Annotated in this window: 12 protein-coding genes and 6 pseudogenes; 16 read left to right on the forward strand and 2 right to left on the reverse strand. The window is 42.9% G+C overall.

The window, feature by feature from the left end:
- Nucleotides 1-105: 105 nt before the first annotated feature.
- On the reverse strand, nt 106-294 hold the full coding sequence (rpmB, locus tag JCM19033_RS03525; protein WP_054635283.1) for a 50S ribosomal protein L28: 189 nt from the start codon (nt 292-294) through the stop codon (nt 106-108).
- A 224-nt stretch (nt 295-518) separates the two neighbouring features.
- Between rpmB and JCM19033_RS03530 the strand changes: the two genes are divergently transcribed.
- The 14 genes and pseudogenes from JCM19033_RS03530 to rnc all read left to right on the forward strand — a co-directional run bounded on the left by JCM19033_RS03530 (nt 519) and on the right by rnc (nt 11,863).
- Entirely contained in the window at nt 519-881 is a 363-nt protein-coding gene (locus JCM19033_RS03530; protein WP_054635284.1) for an Asp23/Gls24 family envelope stress response protein, read from the forward strand.
- 25 nt (nt 882-906) lie between these two features.
- Nucleotides 907-2,605: pseudogene (locus JCM19033_RS03535) on the forward strand (DAK2 domain-containing protein).
- Nucleotides 2,606-2,639: 34 nt separating this feature from the next.
- On the forward strand, nt 2,640-2,873 hold the full coding sequence (locus JCM19033_RS27055; RefSeq protein ID WP_306301207.1) for a DegV family protein: 234 nt from the start codon (nt 2,640-2,642) through the stop codon (nt 2,871-2,873).
- Nucleotides 2,798-2,983: a DegV family protein gene (locus JCM19033_RS27060; protein WP_306301218.1), complete on the forward strand. Its 186-nt coding sequence runs from the start codon at nt 2,798-2,800 to the stop codon at nt 2,981-2,983. Before JCM19033_RS27055 ends, JCM19033_RS27060 begins: the two co-directional genes overlap by 76 nt.
- Nucleotides 2,984-2,985: 2 nt before the next feature.
- Nucleotides 2,986-3,501, forward strand: a complete 516-nt coding sequence (locus JCM19033_RS27065; protein WP_306301208.1) for a DegV family protein — start codon at nt 2,986-2,988, stop codon at nt 3,499-3,501.
- Between the two features lie 126 nt (nt 3,502-3,627).
- Complete coding sequence (gene sdaAB / locus JCM19033_RS03545; RefSeq protein WP_054635417.1) at nt 3,628-4,290, forward strand: L-serine ammonia-lyase, iron-sulfur-dependent subunit beta; 663 nt, start codon at nt 3,628-3,630, stop codon at nt 4,288-4,290.
- A gap of 13 nt (nt 4,291-4,303) precedes the next feature.
- Nucleotides 4,304-5,191: an L-serine ammonia-lyase, iron-sulfur-dependent, subunit alpha gene (gene sdaAA / locus JCM19033_RS03550; protein WP_054635285.1), complete on the forward strand. Its 888-nt coding sequence runs from the start codon at nt 4,304-4,306 to the stop codon at nt 5,189-5,191.
- Nucleotides 5,188-7,231, forward strand: a pseudogene (gene recG / locus JCM19033_RS03555) (ATP-dependent DNA helicase RecG). The gene sdaAA and the pseudogene recG overlap by 4 nt, the downstream one beginning before the upstream one ends.
- 80 nt (nt 7,232-7,311) lie before the next feature.
- Nucleotides 7,312-7,896: a transcription factor FapR gene (fapR, locus tag JCM19033_RS03560; protein ID WP_054635286.1), complete on the forward strand. Its 585-nt coding sequence runs from the start codon at nt 7,312-7,314 to the stop codon at nt 7,894-7,896.
- The gene (plsX, locus tag JCM19033_RS03565) at nt 7,897-8,901 is read left to right on the forward strand and encodes a phosphate acyltransferase PlsX (protein WP_054635287.1); all 1,005 of its coding nucleotides are present in this window, start codon (nt 7,897-7,899) and stop codon (nt 8,899-8,901) included.
- A complete protein-coding gene (fabD, locus tag JCM19033_RS03570; protein ID WP_054635288.1) occupies nt 8,901-9,845 on the forward strand; it encodes an ACP S-malonyltransferase in 945 nt (314 codons plus the stop codon). Before plsX ends, fabD begins: the two co-directional genes overlap by 1 nt.
- 3 nt (nt 9,846-9,848) lie before the next feature.
- A complete protein-coding gene (gene fabG / locus JCM19033_RS03575; protein ID WP_054635289.1) occupies nt 9,849-10,592 on the forward strand; it encodes a 3-oxoacyl-[acyl-carrier-protein] reductase in 744 nt (247 codons plus the stop codon).
- A 131-nt stretch (nt 10,593-10,723) separates the two neighbouring features.
- A pseudogene (acpP, locus tag JCM19033_RS03580) lies at nt 10,724-10,962 on the forward strand (acyl carrier protein).
- A 128-nt stretch (nt 10,963-11,090) separates the two neighbouring features.
- Nucleotides 11,091-11,863 (forward strand): annotated as a pseudogene (gene rnc / locus JCM19033_RS03585) (ribonuclease III).
- Nucleotides 11,864-11,975: 112 nt separating this feature from the next.
- On the opposite strand, the gene JCM19033_RS03590 reads toward rnc, so the two are convergent.
- A complete protein-coding gene (locus tag JCM19033_RS03590; RefSeq protein ID WP_054635290.1) occupies nt 11,976-12,200 on the reverse strand; it encodes a DUF1128 domain-containing protein in 225 nt (74 codons plus the stop codon).
- Between the two features lie 268 nt (nt 12,201-12,468).
- Between JCM19033_RS03590 and smc the strand changes: the two are divergent.
- A pseudogene (smc, locus tag JCM19033_RS03595) lies at nt 12,469-16,044 on the forward strand (chromosome segregation protein SMC).
- Nucleotides 16,045-16,131: 87 nt separating this feature from the next.
- Nucleotides 16,132-17,131: pseudogene (ftsY, locus tag JCM19033_RS03600) on the forward strand (signal recognition particle-docking protein FtsY).
- The last annotated feature ends 149 nt before the right edge of the window (nt 17,132-17,280 follow it).

Genomic DNA, 17,280 nt, shown 5'->3' on the forward strand with positions numbered 1-17,280 from the left:
ATGAGGTGCTTTTTTACATGAGAGCAGAACGCTCTCCTTCATTCATGTTTCATCCATTGCGTTTATCCTGTAAACGAGAAAGCTTGCAAAACAAGCTTGTTTTCATTAAACGCGAGTTACTTTGCCGGATTTCAAAGCGCGAGCAGAAACGTAAACACGCTTAGGTTTACCATCAACCAAAATGCGTACTTTTTGAACGTTAGCTCCCCAACGACGCTTTGTGGCATTGTTTGCATGAGAACGGTTGTGACCAGATTTTGGTCCCTTGCCCGTCACGTAGCATTTACGAGCCATGACGTGCACCTCCTTGTACTTACCACTGTCTAACAATCATACTTGATTATCTTAGCACATGCATGACTTCTATGCAATAAGGAAGATTTCTTTTTTCAAGGAAATATACTTGACAGCCATTTATTTGGAAAACCCCTTGGCAGCAGGAATTTTCTTTTAAAAAATGGTGGAGTATAGTAAAATAGCCGTAGCTGAAAAACTGAGACTGCTTTAGGAGGATGGATATGACTATTGAAATGAATTCACAGCTAGGTTCTATAGACGTTTCCAAAGAGGTAGTGGCAACAATTGCAGGAGGTGCTGCTATTGATTGTTACGGTATCGTTGGTATGGCATCTCAAAAACAGTTAAAAGATGGGTTCTCAGACCTCATCAAGAAGGAGAATTTTTCCCGTGGGGTAGTTATTCGAGAGGATGAAGAGGATATCCATATAGACATGTATATTATTGTCAGCTATGGAACGAAAATTTCTGAGGTAGCCTATAATGTACAAACAAAAGTGAAGTACCAGCTTGAACAAATGCTTGGATTAACTGTTGACTCTGTAAATGTTTACGTTCAAGGAGTCCGGGTAACTAATCCATAGCAGGAGAACGTAAGGAGGAACTGTTGTGACAGCAAGATCAATAGACGGAAAGAAGCTTGGAGAGATGTTTATCCATGGTGCTTCTTTATTAGGACAAAACGTTAAAGAAGTTGACGCACTTAACGTTTTTCCTGTTCCAGATGGAGACACTGGCACCAATATGAATTTAACGATTACTTCCGGCGTAAAGGAGGTAAAGCAATCTCCCGGGGAAGCTGCCAGTGAAGTTGCAAAGGCATTTTCCAAAGGCTTGTTAATGGGAGCAAGAGGAAACTCAGGGGTCATACTATCCCAGCTTTTCCGTGGCTTTGCTAAAGGTTTGGAGGGCCAGCAGGAAGTAGATGGCCCTGTGCTGGCAAAGGCGTTTGAAACCGGTGTTGAAACAGCATATAAAGCTGTAATGAAGCCTGTAGAAGGAACTATTCTTACTGTGGCAAAAGATGCAGCAAAATCTGCAAAGAAGTCTGCAAAGAAAAAACAATCTGTCCATGATGTGCTTGTAGATGTGATTAAGGAAGCCAATGCTTCTTTACAGCGGACCCCTGAACTTCTTCCTGTGTTAAAGGAAGTAGGGGTGGTTGATTCAGGTGGACAGGGATTAGTCTATATTTATGAAGGAATGCTCGCCAATCTGGAAGGGAAATCAGTTCCAGCCGAAAGAGTGAACCAACCTGCTATGGACGAGCTCGTTAAAGTGGAACATCATCAGAGTGCTCAATCTCATATGAACACGGAGGATATAGAGTTTGGGTATTGTACAGAAGTTATGGTGAGGTTTGAAGAAGAGAAATTAGAGCTGCATCCATTTGATGAGACAGATTTCCGGGAAGAGTTAAGCCGTCACGGTGATTCTCTGCTTGTAGTAAGCGACGAGGATTTAGTAAAAGTACATATTCATGCAGAACACCCTGGAGAAGTGCTTTCTTTAGCTCAGAAACATGGTTCATTGGTAAACATTAAGATTGAAAACATGAGAGAGCAGCATACGTCCCTTCTTCATGAACAGGAAGAACCTCACGTGGCTGCGGAAGAAGGAAAGAAAGCGGAGCCGTCTCAAGAGACAGAAACTGCGGAATATGGGGTTGTCACGGTTTCAATGGGCGAAGGAATTGCAAACCTTTTCAAAGGATTGGGAGCAGATGTAGTGATTCCTGGGGGCAGACGATGAATCCCAGTACAGAAGATATCGTAAAAGCCATTGAGCAAACAAATGCGGAAAACATTTTCGTCCTTCCCAATAACGGAAATATTGTCATGGCTGCAGAGCAGGCTGCTGAAGTCAGCGAAAAAAATGTCATTTGCATACCGACAAAATCAGTACCTCAGGGATTAAGTTCCTTGTTTGTATTTAACAGCGAGCTTTCACCAGAAGAAAATAAGGAAGCAATGATTGAGGCGCTTGGTGAAGTAACTACAGGGCAGGTTACGTATGCAGTAAGGGATACGACAATTGACGGGAAAGAAATCAGCGAAGGAGATTTTATGGGAATCGCTGAAAAGAAAATCGTTTCATCTGGCTCTTCTATTGCGAGGTAACGAAGTCACTGTTAAAGGAAATTATTGATGAGGACGCAGAGATTGTGACATTGATTCAAGGTGAAGGTGCCAATGAGGAAATTACGGAACAACTCACGACGTTCATCGAAGCAAATTATGATGAAGTGGAAGTAGAAGTCCATAATGGGGAGCAGCCGCTTTATTCTTATATCATTGCAGTAGAATAAGCCCCATCAAAACAGGTACAGAAAGGGGTCCTTTATGTCACAAATACAAATTGTAACCGATAGTACTGCAGATATACCCGAGCACATTACGAAAGAGCTTGGTATTACCGTCATTCCTTTAAAAGTTACGTTTGACCAAAAGAAACCTATCGTGACGGAGAAAATTTATCTCCTGAACAGTTTTATGAGAAGCTGCCGCAGTATGAATCAGTGCCGACCACTTCTCAGCCGACACCTTATGAGTTTGAAACCGTATTTGAACGTCTGAGAGAAAGAAATGGAGAGGAAACACAGGTCTTTTCTATCCACCTTTCTTCCCAGATGAGCGGAACTTATCAGGCAGCGACAATTGCAGCAGGTGAAGTTGCGAGAAGATAGAAGTGGAAGTAGTAGATTCGAAAAAAGCTTCTTATTCCCTCGGGATCATTGTAGTCATGCTGGCTCAGTATGCCAGGGAAGGTCACAGTTTCGAGGAGTGTAAAAAGAAGCTGGACGAGCTTCTTGAAGATACGAACGTATACTTCATGGTGGATACTCTTCAATATCTTCAAAAAAACGGACGTATTGGAAAAGCTTCTGCCTTAATCGGCTCATTGCTTAAAATGAAGCCGATCTTGAGTGTGAATGAAGAAGGGCAAGTATACCCATATGATAAAGCCAGAGGAAAAAAGAAAGCTGTAGCGAAGATCCTTTCTGCCATAGAAGAAGGGTATAAGAATACGCCTGTGCATATCGGAATTTCTCATGCTGTAGCTGAAGAAACAGCAAAAGAAATAGCTGTGCAAATTCAGGAAAAATTCGACGTGAAAAGTGAAGTCATTACAAAAATTGGAGCCGTCATTGGTTCTCACGTCGGGCCGGGCACTGTATCTATAGCTGTAACAAAGGCTGAGTAATATGTATATTCCTACCTGAATCTCAGGTAGGAATATTTTTATCCCGCTCAGACCAGAAGGAAGAACAACGGGTGTAATGGAATTAGTAAATTGCTGAATGCAGGGAAAAGAAAAGGGGGGCATAAAGTGAAGTATAGAAGCGTCTTTGATATTATTGGACCTGTAATGATTGGTCCGTCGAGTTCTCACACAGCCGGAGCTGCAAGAATTGGCAGAATGGCTAGAACCCTGTTTGGCAGCACGCCTGAACAAGCAGATATATTTTTTTATGGATCGTTTGCCAGGACCTATAAAGGCCACGGCACGGATGTGGCTGTCGTAGGCGGCGTGCTTGACTTTGATACCTTTGATGAAAGGCTTCCCCAATCATTGACTCTGGCAAAAGAGCAAGGAGTTACTGTTCGTTTTTTTGTGGAAGAAACCATCACAGATCATCCCAATACTGTAAGAATTCGTTTAGCTGCGAAGGAGAAAGAAATTGAACTCGTGGGCATTTCCATAGGAGGCGGCAAAGTGGAAATTACAGAATTAAATGGCTTTGAGCTTCGCCTTTCTGGTACACAGCCAGCCATTCTTGTCATTCATAAGGACCATTTTGGAGTGATTGCAAACGTTTCTGAAAAGCTGGCAAAAGAAAAGATCAATATTGGGCATATGGAAGTCTCCCGTAAAGAAAAAGGCGAACAAGCACTTATGGTGCTGGAGGTAGATCAGGATATTACACCGTCTTTACTAAGTAAAATAGAAAAGATCACGTATGTCACACAAGTATCCAAAATACATGACTAAAAGGGGTGAGAGGATGTTTAGAAATGCAGCTGAGCTTGTTGAAGCAGCAGAGTCAAAAAAAATACCAATATCACAAGTGATGCTTGAACAAGAGTGTGAGGTTAAAAAAGTGACCAAGGAGCAAGTTTTTAAAGACATGGAAAGAAACGTAGAGGTTATGGAAAAGGCTGTCGAGCGGGGAATTAAGGAGTCTGTTACCTCTGTATCTGGTTTGACCGGTGGAGATGCGGTTAAGCTTCAGACCTATATGGCTGATCATGAGACACTCTCAGGCCCCCTTTTACTTGATGCTGTAAGTAAAGCGATGGCAACAAATGAAGTAAACGCCGCAATGGGAACCATTTGTGCAACACCGACAGCAGGTTCGGCTGGAGTGGTTCCTGGGACAATGTTTGCTCTTAGCGGGAAATATAATGCTTCAAAAGAGGATAAAGTGAGATTTTTGTTAACGGCAGGCGCTTTTGGAATGGTGGTAGCAAATAATGCTTCCATATCAGGAGCTGAAGGAGGGTGTCAGGCTGAGGTAGGATCGGCAGCAGGCATGGCAGCGGCCGCAGCCGTGGAGCTTGCCGGGGGTTCTCCCTCCCAATGTGCAGAAGCGATGGCGATGACGTTAAAAAATTTATTAGGTCTGGTATGTGATCCGGTCGCTGGTCTTGTAGAGGTTCCTTGCGTAAAAAGAAATGCTGCGGGGACAGCGGTTGCATTAATGGCTGCCGATATGGCTTTAGCGGGAATAGAGAGCCGTATTCCTTGCGATGAAGTGATTGAGGCAATGTATAAAATCGGACAGGTCATGCCTTCAGCACTTCGTGAAACCGCACAGGGCGGACTGGCGGCAACACCGACAGGGCGAGAGTGGGAAACAAAAATATTCGGTATCGCCCTTGATAAGAAATGACCGGCTTACCAAGTCTTCCCGTTTCTAAGGTGAAAGGAATCGGAGAAGAAAAAGAAAAAGAATTAAACGCTCTCCATATTCACTCTGTCAACGATCTTTTGGAATATTACCCGTATCGATACGAAGATTATGAAGTAAAAGATGTCACAGAGCTTGAGCATGATGAAAGAGGCACAATTCAAGGAGTAGTGCAAAGCGAACCTTCTGTTCAGTATTTTGGGAGGAAAAAGTCCCGGGTCACTGTGAGGGTGCTGACCAATGGTGTGTTAGTGAAAGCGGTATTTTTCAATCGTCCTTTTGTGAAACAGCAAATAAAAAATGGAGATGAGCTCACGATCACAGGTAAGATTGACAAAAACCGCCTGCAAATGACTGTGCAGGACTATAAAAAGGGCTCTCAGGAATCTGATGCATCCCTTGAGCCTGTATATTCTGTTGGAGGTAAAGTTACAGTAAAGCAGCTTCGCGGATTTATTCGCACAGCCTACCGCCAGTTTGGAGATCTGATCGAAGATAATCTGCCGCCATTATTTCTTGATCGCTATAAACTGCCGTCCAAAAAAATACACTTTTTCATATTCACCATCCTAAAGACAGAGAAGCGTTAAAGCATGCAAGAAGAAGAATTATTTATGAAGAATTTCTCCTCTTTCAACTGAAAATGCAAATGTTCAAGAGAATACAGCGAATGGCCAGGGAAGGGATTGTCCATACCTTTGAACAAAAGGAAGTAGACGAGTTTATTAATAAGCTTCCCTTTCCGTTAACAGGCGCTCAAAACCGAGTGACAGCAGAGATACTTGAGGATCTCCAATCTCCGTATTCAATGAATCGCCTTCTTCAAGGAGACGTAGGGTCCGGAAAAACGGTGGTGGCTGCTATAGCCATGTTTACCGCCTTTTTGTCTGGTTACCAGTCTGCATTAATGGTTCCGACTGAAATATTGGCCGAACAGCATTATCGCTCCTTGCAGGAGCTGTTGGAGCCTGCTGGGCTGTCTATAGCACTTTTAACAGGGTCAACGAAAACTAAATCAAGAAGAGAAATCAATGAGGCTTTAAAAAGCAAGGAAATCCAAATCGTAATAGGAACTCATGCCTTAATACAAGAAGGTGTTGAATTTAGCAGTCTGGGGCTTGTCATAACAGACGAACAGCATAGATTTGGCGTCATGCAGCGCCGGGCATTAAAGGAAAAAGGCAAGACACCAGATGTCCTTTTTATGACCGCTACCCCTATCCCGAGAACTCTGGCTATTTCTGTATACGGGGATATGGACGTCTCTGTCATTGATGAAATGCCTGCAGGGAGAAAGCCGATTGAAACGTACTGGGCTAAGCCTCATATGCTTGAGCGCGTTCTCGGGTTTGTTCAAAAAGAAGTAGATCAAGGAAGGCAGGCGTACGTTATCTGTCCTCTTATTGAAGAATCAGATAAGCTGGATGTGCAAAATGTCATTGAAGTCCACGGAATGCTTAAAGACTTTTACCAGGGATATGAGGTTGGGCTCCTTCATGGAAGGCTTTCCAATGATGAAAAAGAAGAAGTAATGGCTGGATTTGATAGAAATGAGATTCAAATCCTTGTTTCTACTACCGTTGTGGAGGTAGGAGTGAATGTTCCTAATGCGACGATGATGGTTATCTATGATGCCGAAAGGTTTGGCCTTGCCCAGCTTCATCAGCTGCGTGGCCGTGTCGGCCGAGGGGAGCATCAGTCCTATTGTATTCTAATTGCTGACCCGAAATCTGAGACAGGCAAAGAAAGAATGAGGATTATGACTGAAACTAATGATGGCTTTGTTCTCTCGGAAGAAGATTTAAAGCTTCGGGGTCCTGGCGATTTCTTTGGCCAGAAACAAAGCGGCATGCCCGAATTTAAGATGGCTGATGTGTTCATGATTACAGGGCATTGGAAGTGGCCAGAAATGATGCGGCCAAACTGGTCAATAGCAATGAATTTTGGAAAGAAGAACAGTTTTCTCCTCTGCGTTTATTTCTGGAACAAGAAGGAGTGCTGGATGGCGAAAAGCTTGACTAGATAGAATTGTTTGCAATTAAAACGTAAGGGTTATATACTGCTCTTAGTACCTAGTCATAGAAGTGGATGGTGTAAAGACCATGAAATTATCCAAGAAAGAGCGGCAGGAGCTTGTCATTCAAACGATTAAAGACGATCCATTTATTACAGACGAGTCATTAGCAAAGAAGTTTCATGTAAGTGTACAAACGATCCGCTTAGATAGATTAGAGCTTTCTATACCAGAGCATAGAGAAAGAATAAAACACGTCGCAAGAAAGCAGCTTGACGATGTACGCGCCCTTCAATTAGAGGAAGTAATAGGCGAAATAGTAGATTTGCAGCTTGATGAGTATGCTATTTCTATTTTAGATATAAAAAAAGACCATGTTTTTGAACGTACAGGCATTGCAAGGGGGCACCACCTTTTTGCCCAGGCCAATTCCCTTGCGGTAGCGATTATTAATGATGAATTAGCCTTAACAGCCAAAGCAAATGTAAAATTCACACGGCAGGTTTCAGCAGGAGAAAGAGTAGTTGCTAAAGCCCAGGTGAAGAAAAATGACCAGGTACGGACAATTGTGGAAGTAAACAGTAACGTGAACCAGGAATTGGTATTCTCTGGAGAATTTATTATGTTTCGTTCATCAGGAAAGGAAACCTCAGGAGAAGGAGAGAAGGTATAAATGAAAATTGCTATAGACGTCATGGGCGGCGATCATGCTCCTAAGGCTCAAGTCGCAGGTGCACTTGCTGCTGTCACCTCGTACCATGATTTAGAAGTTATCTTAGTTGGCAATGAAGCAGAAATACTTGATCACTTAAAGCCTCATAAAAAAATTTCGATTATACATACTGTGGAAAAGATTGAAGATGAGGACTCCCCGACAAGGGCAGTACGTCGGAAAAAAGATTCCTCCATGGTCCTTGCTGTTAAGGAAGTAAAGGAAGGACGGGCTGACGCATGTATTTCATCAGGAAATACAGGAGCCTTAATGACTGCAGGGTTGCTTCATGTAGGAAGGATCCCGGGCATTGAACGTCCTGCTTTAGCTCCTATGCTTCCCACCTTAGATGGAAACGGCTTTTTACTTCTTGACGTAGGGGCGAATGTGGATGCCAAGGCGGACCATTTGTACCAAAACGCCCTTATGGGCAGCACATACATGGAAATGGTCAAAAAAGTTAAACTCCCAAGGGTTGGTTTACTAAATATCGGAACTGAATCTGGAAAAGGAAATGAATTGACGAAACAGTCGTATGCACTGCTTCAACATGCTCCAATTAACTTCATCGGAAATGTAGAAGCTCGCGACGTCATGGACGGTGTGTGTGATGTGGTCGTTTGTGATGGGTTTTCAGGTAACCTGGTTTTGAAAACGATAGAAGGAACTGCGGGAGCCTTGTTTTCCTTGCTGAAAAAAGAGCTTACTTCCTCCTTAAAAAATAAAATGGCGGCAGGAGTTTTAAAACCTGGTTTAAAGAATGTCAAAGAACAGCTGAGTTATTCACAGTACGGAGGGGCCGGGTTATTTGGTTTGAAAGCTCCTGTCATAAAAGCCCATGGATCTTCTGACCATACTGCAATATTTCATGCGATCCGTCAGGCAAAACAAATGGTTGAAGAAGACGTGGCAAGCGTTATCCAAAAGGAAATTAAAGACACAAATTCAGTGAGGGTGAATGAATAATGTCTAAGATTGCATTTATTTTTCCAGGTCAGGGCTCACAGGAAGTAGGAATGGCTCAAAATGTGTTTGAACAGCATGAAAAAGCAAGCTCTGTTATTAAAAAAGCTGACGAGAGGCTGGAGTATTCCCTATCAGGATATATGTTTAACGGTCCTAAAGAAGTCCTGAAGAAAACAGAGCATGCCCAGCCTGCCCTTCTTACTGCAAGTGCAGCACTGTTAGAAACAGTGAAGGAAAAGGACCTGTCTCCGGATTTTGTAGCGGGTCACAGCCTTGGGGAATATTCAGCGCTTGTGGCTGCAGGAGTATTGTCATTTGATGATGCAGTTTATGCAGTTAGACAAAGAGGATTATTTATGGAGGAAGCTGTTCCCGACGGTGTAGGGGCAATGGCTGCCATAATGGGCCTAGAGCGGCCGGAACTTGAAAGGGTTTGTGCAGAAGCTTCTGCAGAAGGCGAAACTGCAGAGCTTGCCAACTTAAATGCTCCAGGTCAAATCGTGATCTCAGGCTCGAGAAAAGGAGTTGAGACGGCATCTGATCTTGCGAAGGAGGCTGGTGCGAAACGAGCGATTCCTTTGGAAGTAAGCGGACCTTTCCATTCCACACTGATGGAGCCTGCCAAGGACAAGCTTCGAGATGTGCTGAGTGACATTTCTTTTCAGGATGCCGGCGTCCCTGTAATGACGAATGTAACGGCTCTGCCCGAAACAAACGGGGAGACTCTTCGGGATCTCCTCGTGGATCAGGTGACTTCTCCTGTGCTTTGGGAAGACACCATAAAAAATTTAATAGAACGTGATGTGACTACATTCATCGAAATAGGTTCTGGTAATGTATTGTCAGGACTTGTCCGCAGAATTCAGCGCCGTGGGCTTGAGGTGCATGCAGTCAATGATTTGGAATCCCTGGAAAAAACGTTAAAAAAGCTGAAGGAGGAATAAAGAATGGCTGAAGAAAGATCTGCTCTTATTACTGGGGCATCAAGAGGGATTGGCCGGGCAATTGCGTTAGAATTGGCCAAAAACGGAATCAATGTCGGTGTGAACTATGCCGGCAGTAAGGAAAAAGCAGAGGCTGTCGTGAAAGAATGTGAAGAATATGGAGTACGCTCATTTGCCATTCAAGCAGACGTATCCAGTGAACAAGATGTCAAAGCAATGATTAAAGAAACCGTTGATCAATTTGGGCGTTTGGACATCCTGGTTAACAATGCAGGAATCACAAGGGACAATCTCGTCATGCGTTTGAAAGAAGATGACTGGGATGCAGTAATGGATACAAACTTAAAAGGTGTTTTCCAATGCTCCAAAGCGGTGGCGAGACAAATGATGAAGCAGCGTGCAGGAAAAATCATTAATATTTCTTCTGTTGTAGGTGTCCTTGGCAACGCAGGACAGGCTAACTACGTAGCGGCGAAAGCCGGGGTGATCGGTTTGACTAAAACACTGGCAAGGGAATTTGCCAGCCGCAATATTCAAGTGAACGCCGTCGCCCCTGGTTTTATTGAAACGGAAATGACTGAAGAGCTTGGCGAAGAGGTGAAGAACGATTTGCTAAACCAAATTCCTCTTGGTAAGCTTGGTAAGCCTGAAGAAGTTGCAGCCGTCGTTCGCTTTTTATCTTCTTCAGATGCAGATTATCTTACAGGGCAAACCATTCATGTTGATGGCGGGATGGTTATGCCGTAAGGGGAACCCAAATCATCCTAGCTTTTTAAGGAAGTATATCCTATAATTGCATGAGGTAAAGCTCTTTTCCTTCTTGATCCTTGTCAAACAGGACGGGATGGAAGCTGACGCTTTAAAGGAGGTGAAAACAGATGGCTCAAAATGAAACACTTGACCGTGTCCGCGGTATTGTGGTTGATCGTCTTGGAGTGGAAGAATCCGAGGTAACGCTTGAAGCTACCTTTAAAGATGATCTAGGAGCAGACTCCTTGATGTAGTGGAGCTTGTTATGGAATTGGAAGATGAATTTGATCTTGAAATTTCCGACGAAGAAGCTGAAAAAATTTCCACAGTTGCTGATGTCGTAAACTACATAGAAAATCAGCAATAGGATAATTGAAAAAGGATAGTCCCATGGACCCTCTATGGGACTTCCTTTACATTTTATTTTGGTTCCTTTAAGTAACGTAAAGGCCAGCTTAGTGAAAGAAGACATGATGATGGTGTGGAGGTAAAAGGATGTCAAAGTCAAATCATCAGCAAAGGCGCCCACAGAGAAAAGGCAAGAAAAAGCTTACTTTATCACCTGCCCATAAAGCTAAGTTTACAGATATGCTTCAACAATTAGACCTCTCTTTTCAAGATGAAAAACTTTTAATACAAGCGTTTACACATTCCTCCTATGTAAATGAGCATCGGATCCGCTCAGTGAATGATAATGAACGGCTGGAGTTTCTTGGTGACGCGGTGTTGGAATTAGCGGTCTCTCAGCATCTATTTAAAGGGTTTCCAACGATGAGTGAGGGGGAGATGACCAAGCTGCGAGCAGCGATTGTTTGTGAAGCCTCATTGGCAAATTTGGCAGAAGGCTTGCAATTTGGTGATTTGGTACTCCTCGGCAAGGGGGAAGAAATGACAGGGGGCCGCAGAAGGCCTGCCTTGCTGGCAGATGTATTTGAAGCTTTTATCGGCGCTCTTTATTTAGACAGCGGCATGGATAAGGTGTACACTTTTCTAAGCAAAACAGTCTACCCTAAGATTAATCAGGTGCATTTTCTCATATGATGGATTTTAAAAGCCAGCTTCAAGAGCATGTCCAGCGAGACAGCCTGGGGACACTTCATTATGAAATTGTTGAAGAGAAAGGACCGGCACACAGCAGGGAATTTGTTTCTCAGGTTTATTTAAATGAAGGAGTTCTTGGCAAAGGGCAAGGGCGCTCTAAGAAAGAAGCAGAGCAGCATGCTGCTCAGCAAGCCATAATGAAACTGGCTGAAGAAAACGAGAGGTAAGAAGGAGGGTGTCCCCAACGTCTAATTTTGGGGACACCCTTCTTTTGTTTAGTACCTATGTCTGGTTTCAGCATACAAAATGGAGACATTCAGTTGAAAGGATAAGGGCAACCTAGTTCTTTTTTAAATTTCCAAGCTCGGAAACTATGGCATCCATTTCACTTACACTAATGTTATCCTTGGCAGTTACCATTTCGTACAGGTCTTTAATGTCGTTATACTGCTTAATGTCAAAGCTTTCAGGCTGAAAAGCTCCAGTGTTTACCACTTGGAGTTTATTGCTGATTTCATTAATCATGAAAGCAAGGTTTTCTTTATTTTTCGTTTCTAAATTCATAAAAACACCCTTTCTTTTTAGGATTTGTGGAGGGTCAGTGTAATCGGCCCACTCCTGCTTGTTTACGTACCTTATCTGCTATGCTTATTATGAACCGGCATGTCTTTAATTGTAATTGCTGCATAGGAATTACGCAAAACATTCTAGATTCTTGCCATTTCTTCTGAAAATAGCGTCGATATGGTAAAATATATAGGTTGTCAAAGAAACAGACACCATGTAATACACCAATGAATATTGCTAAGACAAAGAAAAAGGAGGAAATTTCATGTTCCTCAAACGGTTAGAAGTAAGTGGATTTAAATCCTTTGCAGAAAAAATGAATATTGAATTTGTTTCAGGGGTTACTGCAGTAGTAGGACCAAATGGAAGTGGAAAAAGCAACATTTCAGATGGAATCCGCTGGGTGCTGGGTGAACAGTCTGCCCGGTCTCTTCGTGGTTCAAAAATGGAAGATATCATATTTGCCGGGAGTGATACGAGAAAGCCTTTAAACATGGCGGAAGTAACTCTGGTTTTAAATAATGAAGACGAGTTTTTAGATGTAGACTACAGTGAGGTGAGCATTACCCGGCGCCTCTTCAGATCTGGGGACAGTGAGTATCTTATTAATAACCAGCCATGCCGCCTAAAGGATATTACTACTTTGTTTATGGATTCAGGACTTGGGAAAGAGGCATTTTCTATTATAGGACAAGGAAAAGTAGAAGAAGTTCTTTCAAGTAAACCTGAAGAAAGGCGTTCAATCTTTGAAGAGGCAGCTGGAGTATTAAAATACAAACAAAGAAAAACAAAGGCTAAAAAGAAACTGACTGAAACGGAAGAAAATTTAAATAGAGTAGAAGATATTCTTCATGAGCTTGAATATCAAAGAGAGCCTATGGAAATTCAGGCTTCCATCGCCAAGGATTATCTTGCAAAAAAAGAAGAGCTCGAGAAAGTTGAAGTAGCGTTAACGGTAGAAGAAATTAAAGAGCTTCATAGAGAGTGGGAGCAGGCTAAACAGGAAGCTTCCAAATTAGAAGATAAAGAAGAGAAGGCTGCATCTCTTGCTGCTAATAGAGAATTAAAAGTTAAGTCGGCTCGTGAAACCATTCAGTTGCTTGATGGAAAACTTTCTCATCTGCAGGAAGAACTATTAACAGTAAGCAAAGCCTTAGAAAAAGAAGAAGGAAGAAGAGAGCTTTTAAAAAGAAAAAGGAAAAAACATAACGGATAGAAAAAAGAATTAGAGGAACGGTTCAGTCACAGCAAGAGAAAGCAGAAACATTACGGACTCGAATCGTGGAAGAGGAAACAGAGCTTGAAAAAAGGCAGAGATCCACGCAGAAAATTTCCGCTGACCTGAAGGAAACAGAAACACAGCTTCAGCTCAATGAGCGAGATATAGAAAAAGAACTTGAAGAGTCAAAAGCAGAGTATATAGAGCTCCTCAATGAACAAGCTGCTTTACGTAATGAAAAACGCTATGTAGCTGAACAAAAAAGAACTTCTGAAAAGCAGATTAACTCGCTTGAGCAAAGAAAACGAAGACTTTTTGCAAGAAAGAGATTCCTTTAACAAGGTAAAGGTAGAAGCGCAGCTTGAAGAAGAAAAGGCACTAAAAGTGGTACAATCGTTAACGGAAACGTTTCGGGAACTGACTGAGGAACAGGCCATACTTGAAGAAAAAGCTGAGGAAAAAGAAGGACAATTGTTTAAGGCCTACCGCTATATTCAGGAGACAAGGTCGAGAAAAAAAGTCCTTGAGGAAATGGAAACAGATTTTTCCGGCTTTTACCAAGGGGTAAAATCTGTGTTAAAAGAGCGTGGAAGGAAACTTTCAGGAATTGAAGGAGCCGTCGCCGAACTCATTCAAGTTCCTAAACCATATGAAACGGCTGTCGAGATTGCGCTGGGAGCGTCTCTTCAGCATATCGTAGTGAAAGAAGAGAGCCATGCCAGACAAGCGATCGAGTTTCTGAAGTCCTCTCGTCAAGGCCGGGCTACATTTCTTCCCCTTTCTGCTATCCAAGGGAGATATTTATCCAGTGAACTATTGGGGAAAGTTTCACAGCATGCAGGTTTTATTGGCATAGGAGCGATTTGATCGACACAAATTCAGAATATAAAAAGGTAATTCAGTCGCTACTTGGCCAGGTTGTGATTGCTGAAACACTTGAGGATGCCAACCAAATGGCTAAGAAAACCGGCTACCGTGTCCGAATCGTCACTCTTGATGGAGATATAGTCAATCCTGGAGGTTCTATGACAGGCGGAAGCGTGAACAAGAACAGCGCCAGGCTGCTAGGAAGGCAGCGAGAATTAGAAGAGCTCCGCTCCAAGCTTTCTGATATGGAGAAAAAAACGGAAAAGGCTGAGCAGACTGTCAAGGAAATAAAGAAAAAACTTAAAGAGAAAAACGAAAAGCTGATTAATACTCAAAAGGAAATGGAAGAAAAACGAACGATTCTTCAGGAGGCAAGAGACAAAAGAGCTAGAATAGAGGGAGAAGCTCACCGATTTGATTCTAGACTGTCTCTTTATGATCGGGAGTCGAAGTCAGTTAAAGAGGAAAAAAGAACTCTTGAAACACGAGAAGGTACTTTGCAAACTAAAGAAATAGAGGTAGCTGATCTTTTGTCACGTCTCGAAAAAGATATTGCTGAAAAAAGAACATAAGCAAAAAGAAAAAGAATCGTCTGCGGATCTTTTAAAAGAACGATTGACAGAGCTGAAAGTTAATCTGGCTTCTCATAGGGAAAAGATTACTTACCAAAAGCAGAAGATAAAAGAACTGAGGGAGGAAGAAGAAGAAACAAACACCTCCGTAAAAAAGGTACAAGAAGAGCTGGCTTTTATTAATGAAAGGCTTCAAGCCATGAGCAGCGGCTCCGGTGATATTAATCAGGATATTGATGAGACTAAAATGCGAAAAAAAGAGATAACGAATCATGTTTCCGCACTTCAGGCCGAGAGAAAAGAGAGTTACGAAAAAGTTCAGGAACTGGAGGAATCTTTGCGGGTCAACCAGCGTGAGGTAAAGCGCCTTTCTGGGGTGAGACATGAAAAGCAAGTAGAGATGAATCGTTTGGATGTTCAGCTTGATCATCGTCTTACCCGGCTGCAGCAAGAATATGAAATCAGCTTCGAGAAAGCAAGCCGTGATTATGAACTGAAACTTTCAATGGAGAAAGCCAGGGAACAAGTGAATTTAATTAAGCTTGGAATTGAGGAGCTGGGAAACGTAAACCTTGGTGCGATTGAAGAGTTCGAACGAATCAGTGAACGATTTGAATTCTTGACTGAGCAGCGTGAGGACTTAATGTCAGCCAAGGATACGCTGAGCAGTGTGATCCAAGAAATGGACGAGGAGATGAGAAGGAGATTCCAGGAGACATTTCAGGCGATCCAGAAAAATTTTAAGGAAACCTTTTGTGAATTGTTTGGCGGAGGCGAAGCAGACCTTGTGCTTACACAGCCAGAGGATTTGTTAGAGACTGGGATAGATATCATCGCCAGACCTCCGGGAAAGAAGCTCCAGCACCTGACACTGCTGTCAGGTGGGGAGAAGGCGCTGACAGCGATTGCCCTTCTCTTTTCGATTCTTAAAGTGAAGCCTGTGCCTTTTTGTGTGCTTGACGAAGTAGAAGCAGCCCTTGACGAGGCAAACGTGGCAAGGTTTTCTCAGTATCTTAAAACATTCAGTGAGGGAACTCAGTTTATTGTTGTTACCCACCGGAAAGCTACCATGGAAGAAGCTGATGTACTTTATGGAATTACCATGGAAGAATCAGGTGTTTCCAAGATGGTATCTGTGAAACTGGAGCAGGCTGACCAGCTGATCGAGCCAGTACACAGCTGATTCCTCTTAATAAAAACAAACCAAACAAAATCAGATAATTAGCTAAAAAAAGGAGGGAAAAAGCCCGCTTTAGGCGGGTTTAAACGTATGAGTTTTTTCAAGAAGCTAAAGGATAAATTTACAAACCAATCAGACACTGTGACAGAAAAGTTCAAGGATGGCATGAGCAAAACGAGAGAATCCTTTCTAGGTAAAATGAATGAACTATTTGCACGCTATCGAACTGTTGATGAAGATTTCTTTGAAGAGCTTGAAGAGTTGCTGATTGGTGCAGATGTTGGTGTGGAAACTGTACTTGAATTGATTGACGAGCTCAAAGATGAGGTGCGTCTTCGAAATATCAAAGATACAAGCGGTTTAGCACCGGTTATTAGTGAAAAGCTTGCAGAGAAACTTGATAAAACTGGTGAAGACTCTGCTCTCAATATGCAGGAAAATGATATGACAGTCATCTTGTTTGTCGGGGTTAATGGGGTAGGAAAAACGACGACCATTGGAAAAATGGCTCATATGTTCAAGGAAGAAGGAAAGTCAGTCATGATGGCAGCAGGGGATACGTTCCGGGCAGGAGCGATTGAGCAGCTTGAGGTCTGGGGAGAACGTGTAGGCGTGGATGTGGTCAAGCAGCAGGCAGGTTCAGATCCGGCTGCTGTGATGTATGATGCCGTTCAGTCTGCAAAATCAAAAAACGTGGACGTGCTTCTTTGTGATACGGCTGGCCGCCTGCAAAACAAAGTCAATCTTATGAAAGAGCTTGAAAAAGTAAAGAAAGTCATTTCCCGTGAAATCCCCGATGCTCCCCATGAAGTGCTCTTGGTGCTTGATGCAACAACGGGACAAAATGCGATGAGTCAGGCCAAGACCTTTGGCAGGCAACGGATGTGTCAGGTATTATATTAACGAAACTCGACGGGACTGCTAAAGGGGGTATTGTTCTTGCGATTCGCAATGAACTGGACATTCCTGTAAAGTATGTAGGGCTTGGCGAGAAAATGGATGACCTTCAGCCGTTTGATTCAGAGCAGTTCGTATATGGACTCTTTAAAGACTCGTAGAAGAGACATCTGAAGAAACGGAAGAGGATTAAGGAAGAGTTTTTCATAAAAATGATGGAGGATAACCCACAGAGAAGGCGGTCTGATCGCGCAGGAAACGTCAATTCTTAAGAGGCAAAGTCTGGCGGCAGGTGCAGCCTGTTTGGTTAGAGTAGTGAGCAATCACTCGTGCCGTTTCGTT

The organism is Thalassobacillus sp. C254 (genome assembly GCF_001310615.1).

Bases quoted from the DNA above. Each gene is read 5' to 3' on its own strand.
- rpmB (WP_054635283.1), bottom strand. From the start codon at position 294: ATGGCTCGTAAATGCTACGTGACGGGCAAGGGACCAAAATCTGGTCAC.
- JCM19033_RS03530 (WP_054635284.1), top strand. From the start codon at position 519: ATGACTATTGAAATGAATTCACAGCTAGGTTCTATAGACGTTTCCAAA.
- JCM19033_RS27055 (WP_306301207.1), top strand. From the start codon at position 2,640: ATGTCACAAATACAAATTGTAACCGATAGTACTGCAGATATACCCGAG.
- sdaAA (WP_054635285.1), top strand. From the start codon at position 4,304: ATGTTTAGAAATGCAGCTGAGCTTGTTGAAGCAGCAGAGTCAAAAAAA.
- fapR (WP_054635286.1), top strand. From the start codon at position 7,312: ATGAAATTATCCAAGAAAGAGCGGCAGGAGCTTGTCATTCAAACGATT.
- plsX (WP_054635287.1), top strand. From the start codon at position 7,897: ATGAAAATTGCTATAGACGTCATGGGCGGCGATCATGCTCCTAAGGCT.
- fabD (WP_054635288.1), top strand. From the start codon at position 8,901: ATGTCTAAGATTGCATTTATTTTTCCAGGTCAGGGCTCACAGGAAGTA.
- fabG (WP_054635289.1), top strand. From the start codon at position 9,849: ATGGCTGAAGAAAGATCTGCTCTTATTACTGGGGCATCAAGAGGGATT.
- JCM19033_RS03590 (WP_054635290.1), bottom strand. From the start codon at position 12,200: ATGAATTTAGAAACGAAAAATAAAGAAAACCTTGCTTTCATGATTAAT.